Origin of the sequence: Salinibaculum sp. SYNS191, assembly GCF_037338445.1 — an archaeon.
GTDB lineage: Archaea > Halobacteriota > Halobacteria > Halobacteriales > Haloarculaceae > Salinibaculum > Salinibaculum marinum.
Genome location: NZ_CP147838.1, coordinates 852,413 through 870,692, shown reverse-complemented (window position 1 = coordinate 870,692; position 18,280 = coordinate 852,413). Strand labels below are relative to the sequence as shown.

The following is an 18,280-nucleotide window of genomic DNA, read 5'->3' as shown; positions in this document are numbered from 1 at the left end:
GGCAGTGTGTCCAAGCACCCTTGTAGGGGCCAGTCCTACTCACCGCCATGTCTGTAGGCGGAACCTGGGCAAATCTCCGCGACGAATGTGACGAGCTTGATGGGGACGCAACCCTGTTGAGTCCACTCTCTGGAAAGCAGTTCACCATTACGAGCGTCCAGGACGCTCGGATCGTCATCCAATATGCCGAAAGCGGGGACAGCCAACCCCTCCAGCGCGACCAGTTCGAGACGCTGATCCGCCGCGTCGAAGACGCTCCTGGCGGGTTCGATATCGACCGCTTGCCGCCAGACGCTGATCCCTACGCGGCGGTGCTGACACTCCATCCACGGTTCGAAATCGACGCGCAGGCCGGCATGATTCGCGCGAGTGACAAGCCAACCGGCTCTCAGCGGGTCCCCGCCGAGGAGGAGACAGCCGCAGGTGACGAACGGGCAGAACCCGACCGCCCGGTCTATGCGGACCTGCTATTGCTCGTCGACGCGATGGAACGCCACGACGTCGACGACCTCGAAACGATGGAGACACCAGCGCTGGTTAATCTCTACACGCTTTTGTCTGATGTCCAGCGCGGCACTGACGACCTGCGCAAAGACGTGGCGGACCTCCTGCTGGACCGTGTTCATCACGACCAGCCAGTCCACGGTCAGTTCGGTTCCGTCCAGCGGACCAGTCGGGAATACCGCTCGCTCAAAGACGATCCGGACGTGCTGGCAACGCTCGAAGAAGCGGGTATCGACCGCGAGCGCGTGACCACAGTCGATGCCGACAAAGTCGACGAGGCCCTCGAGGTGACCGAACTCTCGCCCGAGGAGGTCTACGAGATCGACGAGAGCGAGTACGTTCGCAAGGCCGAGGTTGACGAAGACCGCAAAGAGACCCGACTCCAGGGACTCAAGGACCAACTCGCTGCGACCGACGACCCAGAAGCCGACGAACTGCGCGAGGAAATCGAAACGCTCGAAGCCCGAATCGACGAACTCACGCAGTTCTCCCCAGGACAGAAATTCCACACTCCATCCGGTGGCGAGACCTGACGTCGCCTGGTCGACAATCTGGGTTGTCAAACAAGACGGCACCGGGGTTCGTATCGCGTGGGGAGATTGCGTGGCCAACACTCCCATTTCATCCCTCAGAACAGTGGACAGACTCTGTTTGCCAGCTCGTCGAGGTCGAAACCCGATGATTGACCGGTTTCCCCCCGCTATATCCGGGTTCAGCCGGCGAAAATCGCCCCTCTCGAACTGTTGAGCGGGATATTGTCATGTATTTCCAGTCCGTCCACCCCGATCTCCCGATACACACGCGAACTTTAGACTGTATACCCTACGGCGGGACCCACGGGAACGCGGGAACGCGCATAAGCAACCCAATCCCTTCTTTCGATTATCCCTCTCTCATCGGTTGGGAAAGCCTGTGGTCGGCTGGGGAAAGTAACATCAGTCGAGATAGTCACGCCACGGGAAACTCAATGCTCTCTTCCCAGCGTTCGTCAGTTGATAGATGTCGCCACGCTTTGCAGCGATTCCCTGGAGCGGCTGTTCGCCACGGCTGAAGTAATTCCCGACGGTCGACCCGCTCTTGCCGCACTCGTCACCAATTTCAGCGTAACTCGTGTGCGTACCATCCCGAATCGCCCGGAGAACGTTGAGAAGTTCGTCGATCCGGCCTAAATCATAGTCGAGCCAGGTCTCCAGTTCCTGCGGAAACTCGTGTTGGTCACGGATCCGCTGCAGCAGACGCTCCCGTGCGTCCTGTTGCGAGAGCAGTTCGAGCTTCCGGTCAGTGTCGATGTCAACAGATTCGAGTAGCAGCGTGCTCGTGACCTGGTTTTCGCGACGTTGCTCGACTGCTGCCTCGAAACCACCAGCCTCCTCGACGTCGTCAGTCGTGAGATACCACTCGCCGGCATCTGGCGACCGGTCCGTGACCTTCGTCCCGGAGACATCGTACCACGGCCGCTCCCGTGTCGAGCGCGTCGCCACGCGGAAGCCCGCCGCTCGTCCGTACCGGTCGCGCCACGGGATGTCGCCCATCCCGAGGCCACAGTGCGCGCCGGCCCACTGAATCGGCCACTTCCAGGATCCGAGGTTGTAGATCATCCCCCAGCCCGTCGGATAGTCCTTCAGTTGGTTCTTCTGCCGCGGACTCAGGTTGTAGCCGGCGTTCTCAAGTGCCGTGATCTTCTCCGGCCCCAGCTGCAGCAGTATCTTGATCGGCATGTTCCCACGGACCGGCTTGTAGACGTCGTTGAGTTTCTGCGTCGAGCCGGCGATGAGGATGCGACGGCTGCCACCCTGTGACGAGAGGAAGAAGAACGTCTGCTGGAGGCTCTTGACGATGTGGGAGTGCGCACTGTCGCCAAGTTTCGACGGCGCGAGGTCCTTCAACTCGCGGATTTCCAGGGCTACTCGTGGGAGTCGTGGGTCCTGGTCGCGAGCGCGGTAGATGAGTTGGAGCCAGAGGTCCGTGAGCAGGTACTTCAGCGAGTCCGTGACGAAGTTCGCGTTGAGGACGGCCACACTCTCGTTGTCGGCGATGATCTCCCGCATGTCGATGTTCGTCTCTGCCCCAGAGTCCCGGAGCAGGCCCTCCGCGGCCAGCAGCATCAGCGACTCGGCGATGTTGCTCAGCAATTCGTCCTCGCCCATGTGGTACGAGTGCGTAGCATCCTCATCCTCGGCGTCGTCGAGGTCATCCTCGTCGCGCAGCCCCGTGACCTGGACTTCTGCCGTCGTCTCATCGGCGTAGGTCTGCAGCCGGTCGATGAGCGCCTCCACGGATCCATCTGCGCCACGCGCTTCCGAGAGTGCCTTCTGGATGCGGCGTTGCGTGGACTCCGACGAGATCTCTTCACCGGCGAGTTGTGCGACCAGTTCGGGCGACAGTGCGTTGAGGCCGATGGAGAACGGCTCGTGATTCGCCGGGAGTTTGTCGGGCAGCGACTCGACAGCTGGGACGAAGACCGTCGTCTCGTAGCCGCGTGGCTCCTGGCCGAACTCGTCGAGGACGTCGTGAATCGCCGGGTCTTCGTTCGGCAGGGCGATCATCGGCGTTTCGTTGCGACCGTCGTCGTACAGCGAGATCCACTTGTATCCGTGTTCCCGCTTGAGGTTCCCGCAGATGCGTGCGATGGTCGAGTCCTTCCCCTGGCGTGGATTCGCGACTGCCATGATGTGCTCGCAGTCCTTGTGTGGGATCTCGACTCTGGCGTCATCGAGGTCCTGCGTCGAGTCGGCACTGAGTCGCCGGCGGCCGATGGGCGTCTGCTCCCCCTCTCGAACCTTGCTGTTTGCCCCAGGCACGTCCAGTGTCTCCATGACGACTGCGGTGTAGCGGCTCTTGTCGGCGTACCCGCCGAGGTAGCCCAGTTCGCGTGCGACGTGCACGATCGCCCGGAACACACGCAGGCGATTGCGGGGTATCTCGCCCTTCCGGCGGTACTTCTTGAGCGTGACCCGGCTCCAGCCCGGGACATCGGTGTCTGGCTGGAGGGCGTCGTCGAGGTCACCGTCACGCTCCAGCAGCTCCAGCAACTCGGTCAGGAGGTCATCGACGTGGACGTCTGTGTCCCGCTTGCCCGTGAGTTTGCCCTCGATGGTCCGGATAAGCTTCCGGATGGCCGCCTCGCGCGTGAGTTCAGACTCGCGCTGGACGTGCTCGCGACGACTGGCGATGAGACGCTCAACGACTTGGTCGACGTCGTCGTCCTCTGGCTGGAGTTGTTCGTAGCTACTCACCTTCGTCACCCCCGTCGGCGCGGACAGGTGATTCTGTCACTCCGACAGCCATCTGGTCGGCGTCTCGCGTCTCCAGTGGGTGCGGCGGCATCTGGATTTTCGGCGACGGCGGCAGTTCGTAGCGTGGCTCTCGCGTGGCGTACTCGCGGAACAGCGCCGAGAACTCCGCACGGACCTGCGCCCGGTCGACCGGCATCGGATCCAGTGTCGACTCGACTGCGATGAGAGTCTGTGGGCCGTTCTCGGTGTCGACCGTGACCTCTACCTCGGTCAGCGCCCCTGGCACGAGGTCGTCGTAGGCCACGCGGACCAGGCCCGGGTCATAGCCCATGCCCTCGCGATAGATGCCGCCGGCGCGCTCTTCCATCCGATGCTCGACCGTGTCCTCGATCAACTGCTGTTTCGGGACGAGGCCGTACTGACTCTCGCGAACGCGGTCGATGAGTTCGAGCTGGATATCGTGGCGCTCCTGGTCGCGGAAGCCGGCGAGGTCAGGGTAGTAGTCCGCCAGTTGCTCGGCGTTTTTCTCCATGATCGACGGCGCGGCGTATCCGCGGTCGACCTTCTCGTGCGTTCGCTTCGCCAGGTCGCTGACGAAGCGGTCGCGATCGTAGCTGGCATAGCGGCGGCCGGCGAGCCAGCCGTAGTACGCAGTTGTCTCCTGCGTCTCGACCTCTTTGACCAGCGCCGCGACCATGCTCCAGTCTCTGCCCTCGGCGTCGTCGCGAAGGCTGTCGAGCCGGCGAGCTTCCTTCCGGCGATGGCGATAGTAGTTGACAGCGCCGACGAACAGCCCCAGCAGGGCGACCACTGGGTACCAGGCCAGACCGACCCAGACGCCCAGCAGCGAAAGGACGATCGTCGCCGTGACGAGGGCTGGCAGGAGGAACTGCCAGAGGATGTTCGAGAAGTTGATGGCCGACGCCAGGTCCAGCCGGTAGTGTTTGAGTTCCGTCCAGAAGCCGACGTCGTCGGTCGTGGGTTTTGGGTCCGGGTCTGTCTCGTGGTCGCCCGTCCCCGGCTGCAGTGGTCTGTGCTCGGTTAGCTCGTCATCGAGAACGTGTGACCACGCAGAGTTCTCCAGCCGCGTCACGAGCGACTGCGCCTCTCTCTCGGCAGCGTAGATGTCGTTCCACACTTCTCCCGGATCTGCGGCCGGCGTGAGCGTGTCGTCTTCGCCAGTCCGGAGCGTCTCGTCGATTCGGCGCTCGATGTCGGTGAGCGTGTCGTCCGCGGTCGCGACCACGCGTGCGGTCCCGTCGGGCGAGCGCGCCTCCGCGGCCAGGTGCTTGATGCTGCGTGTGTCCATGCCCGTCTGCGCGGCCGCCTGCTTGGCGTACCGGCCGCGGCGGAAGACGATGACCTTCCGCAGTAGCAGTGCGCCGACGATGACGTACGTCCAGGGCGAGGAGTAGACCGTTCCGACGAGGTTCAGGATCGGGTAGGCGCTGGTCTTCGTCGAGACACCGTTTACGAGAACGGCGATCAGGCCAACGACGGCGGCGACGAAGAGGACGATCGCTGCCAGGCCGACCAGTCGCTTCGCCCGTCGGCCGCGACTCCGTCGGAATGTGGAGGTGAGGAGCCAGCGGCCGCCGTAGTACAGTCCGAAGCCCACACCGGCCAGCACCAGCAGGCCACCGAGAACGAGGCCCACGGTATCGAGAAGCGCCACAGTCAGTCACCTCCGGACGGGCTGCCGCTGACGTCGAAGTCGTGGCGGCGGCCGTAGCCAGCGTTCTCGTCGAGTTGCTCCTGGAGGTCCCGAACCTGTTCGTAGGTCTCTCGGTACTCCAGCGCCATGCCGTACTTCGACATCATCCGATGCAGCGCGGCCGCCCCATGCGAGAGTGCAATCTCGACACTGGCGAGGCGGCCATCGCGAACGACGGGTTCGAGCCACGAGCCGTGAATGTTCGACGGCGAGAGGTCGTCGACGCCGCCGATGTGGTAGATCTCGCCCTCGTCCTTGTCCTTGACCGGGATACCCTGCCTGAAGAGTTCGGCCAACTCGTAGACCGTCGCGACGGTGTAGGCGTCGTCCCAGTAGACCTCGCCCATCGTCCCGATCTCGGACAGTTCGCTCAGATGTTCGTCAGCGGCCGTCGCGATAGCTTCCTGCCGGTCGAGTTCGATGCGTTCCCGCCGGCGCTGGCTCTTGCCTGGGTCTGACGAGATGATATCCAGGACGCGGCCGTGATTCCGGTACAGCCAGGTCGCCGCAAGTGCCGCGGCCATGATCGTGAATCCGAGACCCACAGGGTTGCGGATCCAGGTCCAGATCAGCAGCATCGCCTGGACGAACTTCTCCGAGAAGAAGTTCTGGAAGAGCTGGCTTCGCTCTTGCAGGTAGTCCAGGTAGTTCTGTGCGCCCTCTGGGTTTCGCTCGAAGCCTTCCTCCTCGGCGCTGTCGAGCATGTCCTCGACGAACGGTCGGTACCCAGTGAGTTCGCCACCCGTGACGCTGACGTTGGTCTGCGAGGCGTACAGCGACACTTCCTGCTGGCCGTCGGGATAGTACAGCCGCAGGTGATACAGCGACTGCTCGCCCGGCGACGCGCCCTGGCTGTACTCGACTTTCACGAGCCGACCGTCGGCGAGGAGGTTCGCCCGAGCGCCGGGCTCGACGATCTCCACCTGGTCGGCTGCCCGACCCAGCTCGAACGTCGCGAAGGGGCCGGTCGTTTCGATTCCCTCGGTCGTCTGTCGGGCCGAGAGGTAGTCTGCATCGTAGTGGACGGGGATGATGCGGACCGAGACCGTCGACTCGAAGCCATCCGACGGCGTTGCTGTCGGCGTCGCCGCAGTCGGCGTCTCCGTGGTCGTGGCCGTCGGCGTCGCGGACACGTTGCCCGCGGTCGCGTTCGCGGCCGCAGCGGGCACGGGCGCGAACGCAGTCATGCACAGGAGCGTGAGGACGGCCGCGAGTGCGACGACTCGTCTCACGAGTTGTCACCCCCATGACCACTAATTTCCATTTCAATAGTGAGGTCGACAGGATGTCCGTTTGATTCGATGACTTCATCAACTCGTTCAGCAACAGCAAGTGCGATTTCTCTAGCCGCCCGATTGTGGTCGTCTGGGCTTTCGATTGTTTCTTCAATAAAATCGAGAGTTGCTTTTTGGTCTTTGTTCGGCATCACTCGTCACCCCCGTTCGCGATGGCTTCGGCCGGATCCGGCCGGTGGCCGTTGGTGTTGTTGTCGTAGTGGTCGTTGAGGATCGGCGCGAACTGTTCAAGCAGTTGTCCGAGGTCTGTGATGAGGTCCTCGCGTTCGCTGTACTCCTCGTTCTTGATTTTCTTCCGGAGTTGGCGAATCTGGCGCATGAGTTCGGCGTTCGTCGCGCGGACGTTCTGGAGTTCGGCGTTGATGCGCTGGCGCTGTTCGCGGAGTTTGATGGCTTCCTCGCGGGAGAGTTGCCGCGGTGAGGAGTAGGTCTTGTCCGGCTCCGTCGCGCCGGTCAGGACCTGGTCGCCTTCCGCGTGCGTTCGGATGACGACGTTGCCGTCAGGACACTCCCAGGCGTGTTCCGGGACCATGTGCTCGACGATGTCCTCGGGGAGCGATTGGGACTCGCGGAGGCCACGCCGCTCTGCTACCTGGCGGTAGCGCCACGCCAATCCGAAGAGGCGCGAACTCGCGACTTCCTTGATGATTTCCGCGCCGTCGCGGAACTCCGGGAGTCAGTCATGAACGGGATGCGCTCGCTGTCTGGGTCGCCGCCTTCGCGTTCGTAGAAAACGTACGCGTACCGGACGCGGTCGCGCGACCAGCGCTCCAGCCAGAGGCCGCCGCCGATACCGATGAGGCCGATGGTCGCTGCAGCCATGCGGATGTCGACGACCTGCCCCAGTGGCTTGCCGCTCTGGAGGATCTGGTACATCAGCGCTGCCAGCGCGACCACCAGGACGACGATGGTCGCGACGAGCATCCGGGCCGGCCCGGGCAGTGCCTTGTAGCGGCGGCGGAGTGGGACCGACCAGTCCTCGGCGCGCTGCCGTGCAGAGAGGTTTGCGCGCTCGTCGCCGCTGTCAGTGTTCGTGGCGTCTGGTTCGAAGGTCCCGCGCTTGACCAGCCAGATGATGAACCCGATGCCGACGAGGAGTGTTCCGCCGACGATCAGGATCAACACGAGTGGGCTCACGTGTCAACACCTCCGAAGGGAGAGTCTCTCGTCCGTTGCAGTCGCCTGATGACGCGTACAGCGATCCAGAGTAGGACTGCTACGATGACCCAGGACAGCACCGAGACGACGAAGAGATACAGCTGGATGTAGGAACTCACACCGACATCGCTGAATGTGAACGTCGATGCGACGGCGAAGCCGAGTGAGTCGGCCACCGGGTTCACACCCACGACGAACAGCAGCAGATGTAGCGCGGTCGATGCAGCGAGGTAGTTCGCTGCTCTCTTCAGTTCCGATATCACACCTCAACACCTCCGTCATCGACCCGGAGATCGTCCGGGTCCTGGATGTCCTGTTGAGCCCTGTACAACAAGTCATCACCACGACGGACGAAGTCGGCGTGCTCTTCGTCCCACTCTTCGAGGAACTCGGGGATGCGCTTGCAGCCCGTGTCGATGGCCTGTTGCTGGAACACCTGTCGCTGCTGGGACTCCGTCTCGGCTTCGGCCAGGCGTCGCTCTCGAAACTCCGGTTCGACGGGGCCGACCAAGACCGGACAGGCGCTGCCGTAGTGGCGACAGTCCGAGCAGTCATCCGGGAACGCTTCGCCAGGGCTGTCGACCTCCGAGGAGTAGAACATCTCGTAGTCCGAGAGCATCTGCGTCAGGCGGCCGTTCATGAACTCGGCGATGGTGTCTGCGTCGACGCGCTCGTGACTCTCGTCGAGCCAGTCGTGGATCGCTTCGCGGAGGTCCGGATCGTCGACTTCGTTGCGGTAGTCACGAAGTTCGAGACGGATCTGCTCCAGCTCGGCGAGGTCGTCATCGTCGGGCATCAGAGCACCTCCTTTTCGATGACGTCGGCGACGGTCTCGACGAGTGACGAGCGGCGTTGCGGGACGACCAGGACACACGGCCCGACGACGCGCAGTTGCACGTCCAGGCCGGCGGCCAGTGGGTAGTCCGAGTCTGTGCGGATGTCTTTCGGGATGTACAGCCGGTGGTGCTGTTGACTCTCACCGAACGATTCGACTGTTGCTGCATGTTCGAGTGCCATTTTTCCAATCACGTTGGAAATGAGAAGTTCGCTACTGGTCGGGTGCGACCGCGTTCCGGACGAGGTCCTCTCGGAGTGAGAGGAACGCTGACGTCCCGAGGAACACGAACACCGCGATGACGATGCTGCCGACGATGACGAAGCCGCCGAGGATGAGCGACACCCCAGCGAGGACGAAAAAGCCGTTGCGGATGACCGACAGGGCATCACGGAAGGTGCCGCCGGTCGAGCCCCAGCGTGCGTACGCCAGCAGACCGACCGCGACGGAACCAATGATCGCACCGAAGATCAACCAGTTGCTCATCGGCGGTACCTCTCGTCGTCGGAGCCAGCGAGGCGGTCGCTGACTTGCTTTGCTTTCATGCCCGATTCTCTGCTCTTCTTGAGGTCGAACACCTCGCGGACGGCCCACGGCCCGGCCAGTGTGAGGACGAGCCACAGCGCGACGAGACCGGCGGCGAGCATCCAGCCCGCCGGCGTCACGAGCACTGGGAGCGCGATGAGGGCCGCACCCACGAGGATGATCCAGTATTTGCCTTGCATGCTCAGAACGGGAGTGAGTCGGCGAGGTCACCGAGGCCGTCCCAGCCGGCGGAGTAGCCCGACCACTGGTAGCTGATCTTCTCAGCGAAGGTCGGGTTCGCCGTCCAGCGGACGGTGGTGTCCTCGTTGTAGTGCAGTCGGAGGGCGTCCTCCGACGGTTCGGTGTAGTAGACCGCTGCTTCTGGGTCCTGGCCGACTGGTTGCCAGCTGCCGTCGGCCGTCCGGTACTCCGCGATCCAGTCGGTGACCGTCGCCGACGTGTTTGCACTCGTCAGCGGGACTGTCTTCCGGTTGCCGGGCTGGCCCTCGATCGTGTACGTGCGCTGGTCGAGGGCGTCGTCGCCGCGGAACAGACCGCTGATGCGGTCGACGATGCTGTTTGACTGGCGCTTAGTCTCGGTCACCCAGGCCAGCGTGACGACGCGAGCCTTGTTCGGCGCGAAGGCCGCGCTCTGGCCGGCCGCCAGGGTGAACGTGATGCGGGTGAACTCCGCACCGGTCGAGAAGTTCTGGACGGCGCGCCAGTCTGCTTCGACAGTCTCGTTGAGCGAGTCGACCGTTCCGAGGTCCGACGGCGTGACGATGTCGGCCGGGAGTTCGACCGTGAGTGTCGTGCAGTAGCCGTTCGGGTTCTCGCCGGCGACGCGAACGAAGCCCGTGCCGTCGGCGACGCTGACCTGCGTGTTCGACTCCGTGCTCGCGACGTCTGCCGTCTCGTTCCAGGTCGTCTCGGCGCTGGCCGTCCGGAACGAGTGTGTCACCGACTGGTCGCAGGCCGTCGTGGTCTCAGTCTGGGCAGTGGCGGGGACAGCCATCGCGACGGTCGCGATGATGATCAGCACCACGAGGAGTGTTCGTCTGGGCGTCATTCTCGGATCCACTTCGCCGGTTTGCTGCCCTGTTCCCGCAGGCCGTCGTAGCCGTCGTTGACCGCCGGGATCATCCGCAGGAGGCCGATGATGACCAGCGGGACGAACACTGCAACGGCGATGACTGTGAGGACGCCAAACGACGCGATCGTCAGCGAGAGTGCCAGCGCGGCCGCCGCGTAGATCTGCTCCCGTGGCGTCCCCGCGATAGCCCACTTCACGAGCTGGCCGTAGTAGCGGATCGGAGCCAGCACAGTGAACGCGAACCAGCCACGGGCGCGGTCCTCGAACCACTCTCGGTCCGAGAAGAAGTCCCGCCAGTTGCCGGCCGCGCCCCGCATCTGGCTCCAGACCCAGCCGACGAGCGAGCCGAGCGCGCCAACGACGGCCATCCCGGCCGCGGCGAGGCTGCCGAGAACGTTGCGGGCAGTCTCCGCCGGCATCTTACCAGCCCCGGCGCGAGAGTGCGTAGTGCAGCCCTGTGTTCGCCCCACCGATCAGGATGATGGCGAGCAGGAGCGAGCCCGTTGACCCCTGGCGACCCATCGCCGCGAACATCAGCAGTGCGACAAAGAACACCAGGCTGAACAGGAACAGGACGCCCAGGAACTTCCCGATTTGTTTGATTGCGGTGCTATCGACGCTGTCAGTTGCTTGCTGTAGTTTCGTACTCATGTGTGGTTCAGGTTAGTTTGAGGAACGAGCAGGACACGTCGGGCAGGTACTGCGTGTTGAGTTCGGCGAGGCGCTTGGTGTCGATATCCTCGCCAGGGATGACGTACGTATCCAAGACCGACCGTAGCTCCTCGATGGCCTTCGCGACAGCCTGGTCTTCGAGTTCGCACCTCTCGTCGACTGTGCGATCGGTCGTCGCGACCATCCCGCCGTTCGTGTAGTTGCCGTCGACGACGTCGGCGACCAGGTACCGCGTGTCGCTGCCACTCTCGTCGATGAACTCGATGGCAACGACATCGAAGTCCGTCGTCGCCGTCGTTCGGGCGTTGATGTACCGCTCGAAGGACTCGTTGTGCTCGTTGACGAATGTCTGAACCTCCTGTGCTGTCAGTTGTGCATCCGCCGTCTCGCCCAGGTTGAGGAGTCGCTGATAGCCGCCTTCGGCGGTTCCCTTGTAGCCAGCCCAGATCGTCTCCAGGCTGTCGATACTCAGCAGGCCGTCGTCTGTCTCGTTGTCGGCCGTTGACTCGTCGTCGCCGAAGATGCCGTCGAGGAAGCCGCCGTCGTCGGCCGCGACGCTGCCGACTGCGACGCCGGTCGTGGCGGTCGCGAGGACGAGCGCGGCCGCGAGGACGGTCGCCCGCCTACGCATGCTCGTTCCCTCTGTTGGTGCCACGAGCGCCGTCTCTCTCGGGCTCGTGGCGCAGTGTGTCTGTGTGCATGGTTACTTCAGTGGTCGATCGCCTTCGCCAGTCGTGACGTACCCAGATAGGCACGCTGCCAGTCCAGGATCGACATCACGACCTTGCGGCCCGGGATGGGGCTGCTTCCCAGCAACACCTGTGCGAGAATGTCCAGGATCGCGAACGGGAACACGATGACCAGGAACAGAATCGACACGGCGATGTTGACCGGGTACAGCAGGATCCCGAAGACGATTCGGATTGCGCCTGTTTTCCGTGACATGGTTGGTGCGTCTCCCCGGACTGAGCCGCGGAGACTCACGTGACGCCGGCTGGATTCCCTGCCCGGGATGCCGGCGTCGTCAGATGAACAGAGTGTGGCAGTCGGGACGGTTGCAGTGGGGTGTGTTGGGGTAGCAGTCAAGCCGGATACGATGCCTCCGAGCCGGGCAATGCCTGCGGCCCGTCGCGACCGGGCTGTCGACCGAATCGAGCGCAGGAAAGATGGAGTTGGCAGTTACCAGAACGCGCCGAAATCGCTGACCAGGGTCCACCAGCCGTACTTGTTGTTACCGACCGCACGGATGTCAACTGAGGAGTCGTCTGCAAACTCCTCGCCCAGCTCGACGCGGACGAGGTTCGCATCCTCGTCGTAGACGCCGTAGGTGCCCTCCGCGTCCGAGGGGGCGGAGTCGTAGAACACCTTGATCGGCGTGCCGTCGACGTAGACCTGCTGGGTCTTCAGCCAGTCGCCGCTCTCGACTTCTTCGGGGACGGCGTTGGCGAAGCGCTGCTGGACCGACGTGTCGGTATCGCCGGCCTCGTCTTCGAGCGTCAGGATGACGCTCGTGTTGTCGCCGTCGACTGTGACGTCGCTCTGGTCGAGTTCGGCGTTCTTGTCGACGCTCCAGTTGAAGCCGAAGGCACTGAAGCCGTCACTGCCGAACTCCATCGCCCCAGCGTCGCCCCGCAGGACGGTTCGCTCGTCCGTGTTTTCGAGGTACACCGTCGTGTTCGTCATGTCGCTACTGGTCGGGTCGTCCAGTGACGAGTTGTCGATGAATCGCAGCGTCACCGACTTGTTCTCGTTGGCGGCCATCGGCATCCGCTCGAAGTCACTCTCGGCGAAGGTCGTGTTGTAGTAGTACGTCGTCCCGTCGTCCCCGGTTTTCGTGAAGTAACCTGGATCCGACGCGTTCGTGACCGTCTTGATGACGGTGTCCGTCTCCGGATCGATGATACGAATTTCCGGCTTGGTCGTCGCATAGCTTGCCTGAATCGTCGAGAGGTTCACCCCGTCAGACGCGTTGAACGTCGTCTGCGTTTCGCCGTCCGCATAGGCGGAGGTCGTCGAGGTCACAGTCGTTTCGGAGTCGATACTCGGGGCTGCCATCGCGACGCCTGCCGTCAGCAGCAGGAGCGCGAACAGTGCAGCCACGCCTGTCTTGATTGAGTGTCGCATGAATCAGGATGGTTGGGTCGCAGTTGGTGAGCGAGCGATACAGTGGGCGTCTCTCGGCGGAGGCACCGGCGGCGGGGGCGGGGAACGCCTCCCGTGCTCCATCGGATGCTCATGTCAGGTCACTCTCCTGTGCGCCGCGCACGTCGATGCCGGTCGACTGTGAGATCCCCAGCAGCGTGTCCCAGTAGAAGGCCCGTCGAGAGTACCCGAACGTGCCGTCAGGCCACCAGTGCTTCCGCGACTTGACTTTCCAAGGGTTGAGCACGGCCGGTTCGTGGACATTCCAGCCGTTGCGGATCCACGGGCCGTAGCGGTCGTGCATGTCCGCGAGGTCGACCGTCTCGCCCACCTCTGTCGTCGCGACGTAGAAGTGATACGGGTTGACCGCTTTGAGTGTGGGGTGCGTCTCGCCAGTCGTCGGTACTGCGCTCGGATATGACTTGAGCAGGTAGTGGTAGCCGTCGACGTGTACGGATTCGATCGCTCCCGTCTCGTCGACCTCGACGTAGACGGGCTCCCGGTCGTACAGGTGTGAGTCTGCGCCAGAGAGTCCTTGCTGAGTAACGTAGTACGTCCAGTAGCAGGCCATCGTGGTACTCCTCTCCGTCGAGTCGACGCGCCAGGCGTACATCTTCGAGGGCTTGACATCCAGCGTTCGCGTGACCAGCCGCGGCTGGTACTCTGAGAGGAAGTCCTCGTCGTAGGAGATCGTCACGAAGTCCGGCTGGGTCTCGTAGGGATCGAGTTGGCTGGCCGTGACTGTTCCAGCGCCGGCGACGGCCCCGCCGGTGGCGATGGTCGTCAGGAACTCGCGGCGTGAGAGCATCTTAGATCCCTACCTGGATACGGCGCAGTGCCTGGAAGCGCCAGTCGAGCCCCAGCGAGCGGTTGGCCTGGTCTCTCCGTTGTGCAGGCTCTGTCCGAGCATCGGTCTGGCTGGTTCCCGACGTGTTGTCGGCGACGAGCTTCGCGGCGTCGACCATTCCCGCGCCGACCTCCGTCGTCCCGGCCAGTGGGATCGGCCGCGTCGTGTTCGTAACCGCCGACACGAACGCGTCGGTGTCGTTCTCCAGATCTGGCCGGGCATCGAGGCTGAGTGTTCCGACCGCCGCGACGATGGGCGTGCTCATCGACGTGCCCGACAGTGTCTCGTTGCGCCGGTAGCCGTCCGCGCTGAAGACCGGCACCGTGACGCGCATCCCTGGCCCGGCGATATCAGGGCCAGCGCCGCGAGTGGTCCCGGACGAGAGGTCCGAATAACCGTTGTCCGAGCCAGTCTGTGAGAAGTACGCCGGCCCAGCCTGTGAGGCATTGGTCGCGTTGGTCGCCGCGACGGAGACGATGCCTGGTTCGGGGACGTCCGACGGCGAGGCAATCTGGGCTGGCCGCGTCATGCGGGAGTTCCCGACCGCGATGAACGCCGCGGTGCCGTTGCCGGCGACGAAGTGTCGCAAGGCATCGGCCAGCGACTCGTCGTAGACGGCACTCCCGAGCGACATCGAGAGGAGGTCCGCGTCCTGTGCCTCAGCCCAGTAGATGCCGTCGACGATATCCGCGGTCGACCCGCTGCCGTCGTCGGCGAGCGTCTTGCCGACGAGATAGTCCGCGCCGAGAGCGATGCCGTCGTACGTGTTGTTCGTGGCGTTTGCGGCCATCGAGGAAAGGACCCAGCTACCGTGTCCGTTGCCGTCAGACACGTTCGCGTAGTCGTTGCTCGCGACGGCGGGCTGGTCGGTGACGAAGTTGCGAGCACCGACGATGCGTTGGCCGTACAGCGGGTCGTCGGTGCCGTTGACGACGTTCGCCCCCGTGTCGAGGACGGCGACGCGGACGCCGCTGCCGTCGGCTGCAACCTGGTCGGCGTTGAGGTCGGTCGCGACTGCGCCGATGGTCGACTGATTCGCGTCGCCGTCGAACGCGATGCCGTCGGTGTTGAAGCCACCGTCGACCAGCCAGTCCGACCGCGGGGCTTCGTAATCACTCTCGCTGGCGAGCGCGCCGACTGGCTCTGGGAGTGCATGCCGGTAGTTCGGGTCGACCGACTGGACGTACGAGCGCGATTGGAGTGGCATCGGGGCGATCGTTCCGCCGCCGAGGGCGACCAGTGGGTTCTGCAGGAGTGTCGGTGCGACGACCTCGTAGCGCGGCCCGGAGACGACTGCCGTGTTGTCAGCAGTCGCGTTCTCCACAATGCTGTAGCCGGGTGCCGATTCAGCCCAGGCCTGCAGACTCGCGAACTCGCCGTCGTCGTAGGTCACGAGGAACGAGGGTTGCCCGTCGGTGCCGTATTCGACGATGTCGCTGCTGCCGTCGGCCGCGGTCACCGGGACGGTGACTGTCGAGACGAGCATGAGCGCGGCGAGGGCGATTGCGCGACTGTTCATGGCATCACCTCCCGGCGGCGAAGGGAGACGAACAGCCACAAGCCACCGAGTGAGACGCCGACGCCGCCGAGGGCGTCGGTGAAGCCGCTGACCTGCAGCTGCAGTTGTGCCAGCTGCCAGCGGATCGACTCAACGGTGCTATCGACGAGGCCGCTGGGTCGGCGGATACTCAGGTCGACGGTGCCGCTGTCGTCGGTGTAGGTCCTGATGAGTGTCTGATTATCCATGTGTGTGACGCGTCCGAACTGCGTGCCGTCGGTCGTGATGGGGTTCTCCCCGCGGTAGATGTAGGTGCCGTCGTCAGGCGTCGCCTGGGCGTGGATGACGATCTCCGAGCGCGTGGTGACGCTCTTCCTCTCCTCGCCGCGGAGGACGCGCACCGTGAGGTCGCCCATCGGATTCTGGTCGATATCGCTGGTGTAGGCATGGATACTCGACGGGACGTCCTGTTGTCGACCGACGACAGCGGCGATGGTGATGTCGGTTCCGTCGCGCTGAATATCGCCGGCGTCGAGGCCGTCGCCGGCTGGTGCGTAGCGGCCGGTCGGCCCCGATTCCGCACGGATACTCGGCGGCCGGTTGACGTCGTTGGCAGCCGCCTTGATCGGGATGCGGCGGACGTACTGGTTGCCGTCGAGATCGCTGTAGGTCAACTCGACCAGGTGGCGGCCCTGGCCGGCCGTCGTGAACGAGGTCTGTCGGCCGTTCTCGATGCCTGTCGTCGACAGTGTCGAGCCGTCGGGGCCGTAGACCGTCGCGTCGGTCAGGTTGCGGTACGTCGAGTCTGCTGCCGGGTTGAGTTCGACGGTAACGCTGTCGTCTGGCCCTGGTGCGAGCGACGAGACGCGGACGGAGTTGACTGCCGGCGGGTCGGCATCGACGAGCGGATTGCTCACTCGTTCGGTCGCGCCGGCGATTCCGTCTGGCGTCGCCGCCAACCACTCGAATTGCACGCTGGTCGCATCGCCGAGTGGGAAGTCCTCGATGCGGACGACCGTCTCTCCCTGGCCGACTGTCGTTGCCGCGGACTGGTCGATGCTGATGTACTCCTCGGGGACTGGGCGGTCGGTCCCGTTGCTGAAGTGCGCGATGACGGCCACCTCTTCGGAATCGATCGGCCCGTCGAAGCGCGCCAGTGAGGAGACGGTTTCGGCGGCCGTCGAACTGTCTGTCTCCGTCGGAATCGAGTCGCGCGTCTCATCGATAGCCTGTTCCAGTGCCGCAATCCGCTGGGTGAGTTCGCCGTCTGTAAGGTCGCTGGCGTTGATGTCCAGGTTGATATCCTCCGTGGCGTTCTGGTTCTGGAGAAGATCCCGGACGCGCTGGTCGAGCTGGTCGTTGCGCTTCCGGAGGTCGTTGAGTTCGCTGTAGGCTTTTTCGAGGTCGTCGTGGGCGGTGCTCAGGTTGCCCACGAGGTCGGCGATGCGTCGCGACTGGTTCTCCACCAGGTTGCGCAGGCCGTCGATGCGGTCCTGATAGCGCGAGAGGTTCGTGGAGAGTGACGGCGAGGAGAACTCACGCAGTTCCAGGTCGACGTTGGACTCGGGGGGAGAGGCGCGGACCGAACTGGTTGGGAGATAGACCGACGACTGCACGTCTGTCGTGTCGTACAGCGTCCGGATATCGGCGAGCGTGATATTCTGTGGGTCCTTGCTCAGTTCGTCAAGTGGACCTTTGTAGGCGCTGACTCCCGCCGTGTTGACCGACGACGGGATCGTCACGCCCCAGGCACCGTTCTGATCGGTGACGGTCGTCGTGCGGTCGAACTCGTTGGCGCTGAGTTTGTCGGTGATGTAGCTGGCGCGGTCGGTCAGGCGGCCCGCCTCGTCTTCGAGTGTGTCGACGTAGCCTGAGAATAGGGAGTCGGGGCTCCCGACCATGACGACGTAGGCTGTCGCCTTGGTTCCCGCTGGGTAGATGCGGTAGAGGCCGCGGTCGAGTGTGGCCGTGGCGTACTCGTGGTCGCTGCCGAAATCGACGCTCTTGACGCGATTCAGTTCCAGCGTCGAGTTGCTGATGACGGAGCCGCTCGGGCCGAGTTGTTCGACGACGACGCGTCTGTCGCGCTGCACGCCCGGCAGTTGCTTGTCGACACCGTCCTGGATGAGTGTGTTGGCGGTCGGGTCCCAGACGCTGAAAGCCAATTTCTCGCCTGCGTCAGCTCTCAACTTGGGCGTCTCCAGCGTGGGTTTGTAGTCCCAGTCGCCGGCGTCGTGGACAGCGACGACCTCGGCGTCATCGTCGAAGACACCGCCCTGGCCCAGGATGTTCAGGTCAGGATTCCAGGCATCGGGAATTGGGTCTTCCGCGCGGTCGAGCAGGTCGCTGGCCTTCTGTCTGAGTTCGTCGGTGGACAGACTTGTATCAAGATGGTCGTAGTCGACACCGATCACCGTGACGGTGGCGTTGGCGACTGTTGAGTCGGATTGGTCGATGACACGTCCAGATAAATTATTGGCACTTCCACCTTCGCCACCAGAACTCAGGTCATTATTTGGAGCGCGGAAATCCCTTAAAACTCCAGATGTTGGGTTACTATTTTGATTATCTGCCCCTTCACTCCCCGCAACCATCATGACACTAAGGTCATGCGAGGTATCATATGCAATTGTATCACTCGCTATCTGGTTTGTCCTATCTACGTCAGAAAAGACCTTTACTGACACCTCTCCGTTAGTTTTATCGAGAGACAAGTTAATGAAATAACGGTCGCTCCCAATCCCTAACGCAGCTCCGGAGT

21 protein-coding genes are annotated in these 18,280 nt (G+C 63.5%); 1 reads left to right on the top strand and 20 read right to left on the bottom strand.

What is annotated here, in order from left to right:
• Window positions 1-47: 47 nt before the first annotated feature.
• Window positions 48-1,037: a hypothetical protein gene (locus WDJ57_RS04730; RefSeq protein ID WP_338904362.1), complete on the top strand. Its 990-nt coding sequence runs from the start codon at window positions 48-50 to the stop codon at window positions 1,035-1,037.
• A gap of 402 nt (window positions 1,038-1,439) precedes the next feature.
• Here the strand turns inward: WDJ57_RS04730 and WDJ57_RS04725 are convergent, their stop codons facing one another.
• The 20 genes from WDJ57_RS04725 to WDJ57_RS04630 form a co-directional block, all read right to left on the bottom strand.
• The gene (locus WDJ57_RS04725) at window positions 1,440-3,740 is read right to left on the bottom strand and encodes a hypothetical protein (protein ID WP_338904360.1); all 2,301 of its coding nucleotides are present in this window, start codon (window positions 3,738-3,740) and stop codon (window positions 1,440-1,442) included.
• Window positions 3,733-5,415 (bottom strand): hypothetical protein, encoded by a 1,683-nt coding sequence (locus WDJ57_RS04720; RefSeq protein WP_338904358.1) that lies wholly within the window; start codon window positions 5,413-5,415, stop codon window positions 3,733-3,735. Before WDJ57_RS04720 ends, WDJ57_RS04725 begins: the two co-directional genes overlap by 8 nt.
• Window positions 5,416-5,417: 2 nt before the next feature.
• Window positions 5,418-6,686, bottom strand: a complete 1,269-nt coding sequence (locus tag WDJ57_RS04715) for a hypothetical protein (protein ID WP_338904356.1) — start codon at window positions 6,684-6,686, stop codon at window positions 5,418-5,420.
• Window positions 6,683-6,880: a hypothetical protein gene (locus WDJ57_RS04710; protein WP_338904354.1), complete on the bottom strand. Its 198-nt coding sequence runs from the start codon at window positions 6,878-6,880 to the stop codon at window positions 6,683-6,685. The genes WDJ57_RS04715 and WDJ57_RS04710 overlap by 4 nt, the downstream gene beginning before the upstream one ends.
• A complete protein-coding gene (locus tag WDJ57_RS04705; protein WP_338904353.1) occupies window positions 6,880-7,362 on the bottom strand; it encodes a hypothetical protein in 483 nt (160 codons plus the stop codon). Before WDJ57_RS04705 ends, WDJ57_RS04710 begins: the two co-directional genes overlap by 1 nt.
• Window positions 7,338-7,886, bottom strand: a complete 549-nt coding sequence (locus WDJ57_RS04700; protein ID WP_338904352.1) for a hypothetical protein — start codon at window positions 7,884-7,886, stop codon at window positions 7,338-7,340. The genes WDJ57_RS04705 and WDJ57_RS04700 overlap by 25 nt, the downstream gene beginning before the upstream one ends.
• Complete coding sequence (locus WDJ57_RS04695) at window positions 7,883-8,170, bottom strand: hypothetical protein (protein ID WP_338904350.1); 288 nt, start codon at window positions 8,168-8,170, stop codon at window positions 7,883-7,885. The genes WDJ57_RS04700 and WDJ57_RS04695 overlap by 4 nt, the downstream gene beginning before the upstream one ends.
• Window positions 8,167-8,703: a hypothetical protein gene (locus tag WDJ57_RS04690; protein ID WP_338904348.1), complete on the bottom strand. Its 537-nt coding sequence runs from the start codon at window positions 8,701-8,703 to the stop codon at window positions 8,167-8,169. Before WDJ57_RS04690 ends, WDJ57_RS04695 begins: the two co-directional genes overlap by 4 nt.
• Entirely contained in the window at window positions 8,703-8,924 is a 222-nt protein-coding gene (locus tag WDJ57_RS04685; protein WP_338904347.1) for a hypothetical protein, read from the bottom strand. Before WDJ57_RS04685 ends, WDJ57_RS04690 begins: the two co-directional genes overlap by 1 nt.
• Window positions 8,925-8,955: 31 nt before the next feature.
• On the bottom strand, window positions 8,956-9,228 hold the full coding sequence (locus tag WDJ57_RS04680; RefSeq protein ID WP_338904346.1) for a hypothetical protein: 273 nt from the start codon (window positions 9,226-9,228) through the stop codon (window positions 8,956-8,958).
• Window positions 9,225-9,467 carry a hypothetical protein gene (locus WDJ57_RS04675; protein ID WP_338904344.1) on the bottom strand — a complete coding sequence of 81 codons (243 nt, stop codon included), beginning with the start codon at window positions 9,465-9,467 and terminating at the stop codon, window positions 9,225-9,227. The genes WDJ57_RS04680 and WDJ57_RS04675 overlap by 4 nt, the downstream gene beginning before the upstream one ends.
• Before the next feature lie 2 nt (window positions 9,468-9,469).
• Window positions 9,470-10,336 carry a hypothetical protein gene (locus WDJ57_RS04670; RefSeq protein ID WP_338904343.1) on the bottom strand — a complete coding sequence of 289 codons (867 nt, stop codon included), beginning with the start codon at window positions 10,334-10,336 and terminating at the stop codon, window positions 9,470-9,472.
• The gene (locus tag WDJ57_RS04665; protein WP_338904342.1) at window positions 10,333-10,779 is read right to left on the bottom strand and encodes a hypothetical protein; all 447 of its coding nucleotides are present in this window, start codon (window positions 10,777-10,779) and stop codon (window positions 10,333-10,335) included. The genes WDJ57_RS04670 and WDJ57_RS04665 overlap by 4 nt, the downstream gene beginning before the upstream one ends.
• 1 nt (window position 10,780) lies before the next feature.
• The gene (locus tag WDJ57_RS04660) at window positions 10,781-11,011 is read right to left on the bottom strand and encodes a hypothetical protein (RefSeq protein ID WP_338904340.1); all 231 of its coding nucleotides are present in this window, start codon (window positions 11,009-11,011) and stop codon (window positions 10,781-10,783) included.
• Window positions 11,012-11,018: 7 nt separating this feature from the next.
• Complete coding sequence (locus tag WDJ57_RS04655) at window positions 11,019-11,663, bottom strand: hypothetical protein (protein ID WP_338904338.1); 645 nt, start codon at window positions 11,661-11,663, stop codon at window positions 11,019-11,021.
• Between the two features lie 77 nt (window positions 11,664-11,740).
• Window positions 11,741-11,977, bottom strand: coding sequence for a hypothetical protein (locus tag WDJ57_RS04650; protein ID WP_338904337.1), 237 nt, complete (start codon window positions 11,975-11,977; stop codon window positions 11,741-11,743).
• Window positions 11,978-12,211: 234 nt separating this feature from the next.
• Window positions 12,212-13,132, bottom strand: a complete 921-nt coding sequence (locus WDJ57_RS04645) for a hypothetical protein (protein ID WP_338904336.1) — start codon at window positions 13,130-13,132, stop codon at window positions 12,212-12,214.
• A 133-nt stretch (window positions 13,133-13,265) separates the two neighbouring features.
• A complete protein-coding gene (locus tag WDJ57_RS04640; RefSeq protein WP_338904334.1) occupies window positions 13,266-13,982 on the bottom strand; it encodes a twin-arginine translocation signal domain-containing protein in 717 nt (238 codons plus the stop codon).
• Between the two features lies 1 nt (window position 13,983).
• The gene (locus WDJ57_RS04635; RefSeq protein WP_338904332.1) at window positions 13,984-15,540 is read right to left on the bottom strand and encodes a S8 family peptidase; all 1,557 of its coding nucleotides are present in this window, start codon (window positions 15,538-15,540) and stop codon (window positions 13,984-13,986) included.
• Entirely contained in the window at window positions 15,537-18,113 is a 2,577-nt protein-coding gene (locus tag WDJ57_RS04630; RefSeq protein ID WP_338904331.1) for a hypothetical protein, read from the bottom strand. Before WDJ57_RS04630 ends, WDJ57_RS04635 begins: the two co-directional genes overlap by 4 nt.
• Between the last annotated feature and the right edge of the window lie 167 nt (window positions 18,114-18,280).

Excerpts from the sequence above, each read along its gene's own strand:
- WDJ57_RS04730 (WP_338904362.1), top strand. The coding sequence starts at position 48 with ATGTCTGTAGGCGGAACCTGGGCAAATCTCCGCGACGAATGTGACGAG.
- WDJ57_RS04710 (WP_338904354.1), bottom strand. The coding sequence starts at position 6,880 with ATGCCGAACAAAGACCAAAAAGCAACTCTCGATTTTATTGAAGAAACA.
- WDJ57_RS04690 (WP_338904348.1), bottom strand. The coding sequence starts at position 8,703 with ATGCCCGACGATGACGACCTCGCCGAGCTGGAGCAGATCCGTCTCGAA.
- WDJ57_RS04685 (WP_338904347.1), bottom strand. The coding sequence starts at position 8,924 with ATGGCACTCGAACATGCAGCAACAGTCGAATCGTTCGGTGAGAGTCAA.
- WDJ57_RS04680 (WP_338904346.1), bottom strand. The coding sequence starts at position 9,228 with ATGAGCAACTGGTTGATCTTCGGTGCGATCATTGGTTCCGTCGCGGTC.
- WDJ57_RS04675 (WP_338904344.1), bottom strand. The coding sequence starts at position 9,467 with ATGCAAGGCAAATACTGGATCATCCTCGTGGGTGCGGCCCTCATCGCG.
- WDJ57_RS04670 (WP_338904343.1), bottom strand. The coding sequence starts at position 10,336 with ATGACGCCCAGACGAACACTCCTCGTGGTGCTGATCATCATCGCGACC.
- WDJ57_RS04665 (WP_338904342.1), bottom strand. The coding sequence starts at position 10,779 with ATGCCGGCGGAGACTGCCCGCAACGTTCTCGGCAGCCTCGCCGCGGCC.
- WDJ57_RS04660 (WP_338904340.1), bottom strand. The coding sequence starts at position 11,011 with ATGAGTACGAAACTACAGCAAGCAACTGACAGCGTCGATAGCACCGCA.
- WDJ57_RS04655 (WP_338904338.1), bottom strand. The coding sequence starts at position 11,663 with ATGCGTAGGCGGGCGACCGTCCTCGCGGCCGCGCTCGTCCTCGCGACC.
- WDJ57_RS04650 (WP_338904337.1), bottom strand. The coding sequence starts at position 11,977 with ATGTCACGGAAAACAGGCGCAATCCGAATCGTCTTCGGGATCCTGCTG.
- WDJ57_RS04640 (WP_338904334.1), bottom strand. The coding sequence starts at position 13,982 with ATGCTCTCACGCCGCGAGTTCCTGACGACCATCGCCACCGGCGGGGCC.
- WDJ57_RS04635 (WP_338904332.1), bottom strand. The coding sequence starts at position 15,540 with ATGAACAGTCGCGCAATCGCCCTCGCCGCGCTCATGCTCGTCTCGACA.
- WDJ57_RS04630 (WP_338904331.1), bottom strand. The coding sequence starts at position 18,113 with ATGGTTGCGGGGAGTGAAGGGGCAGATAATCAAAATAGTAACCCAACA.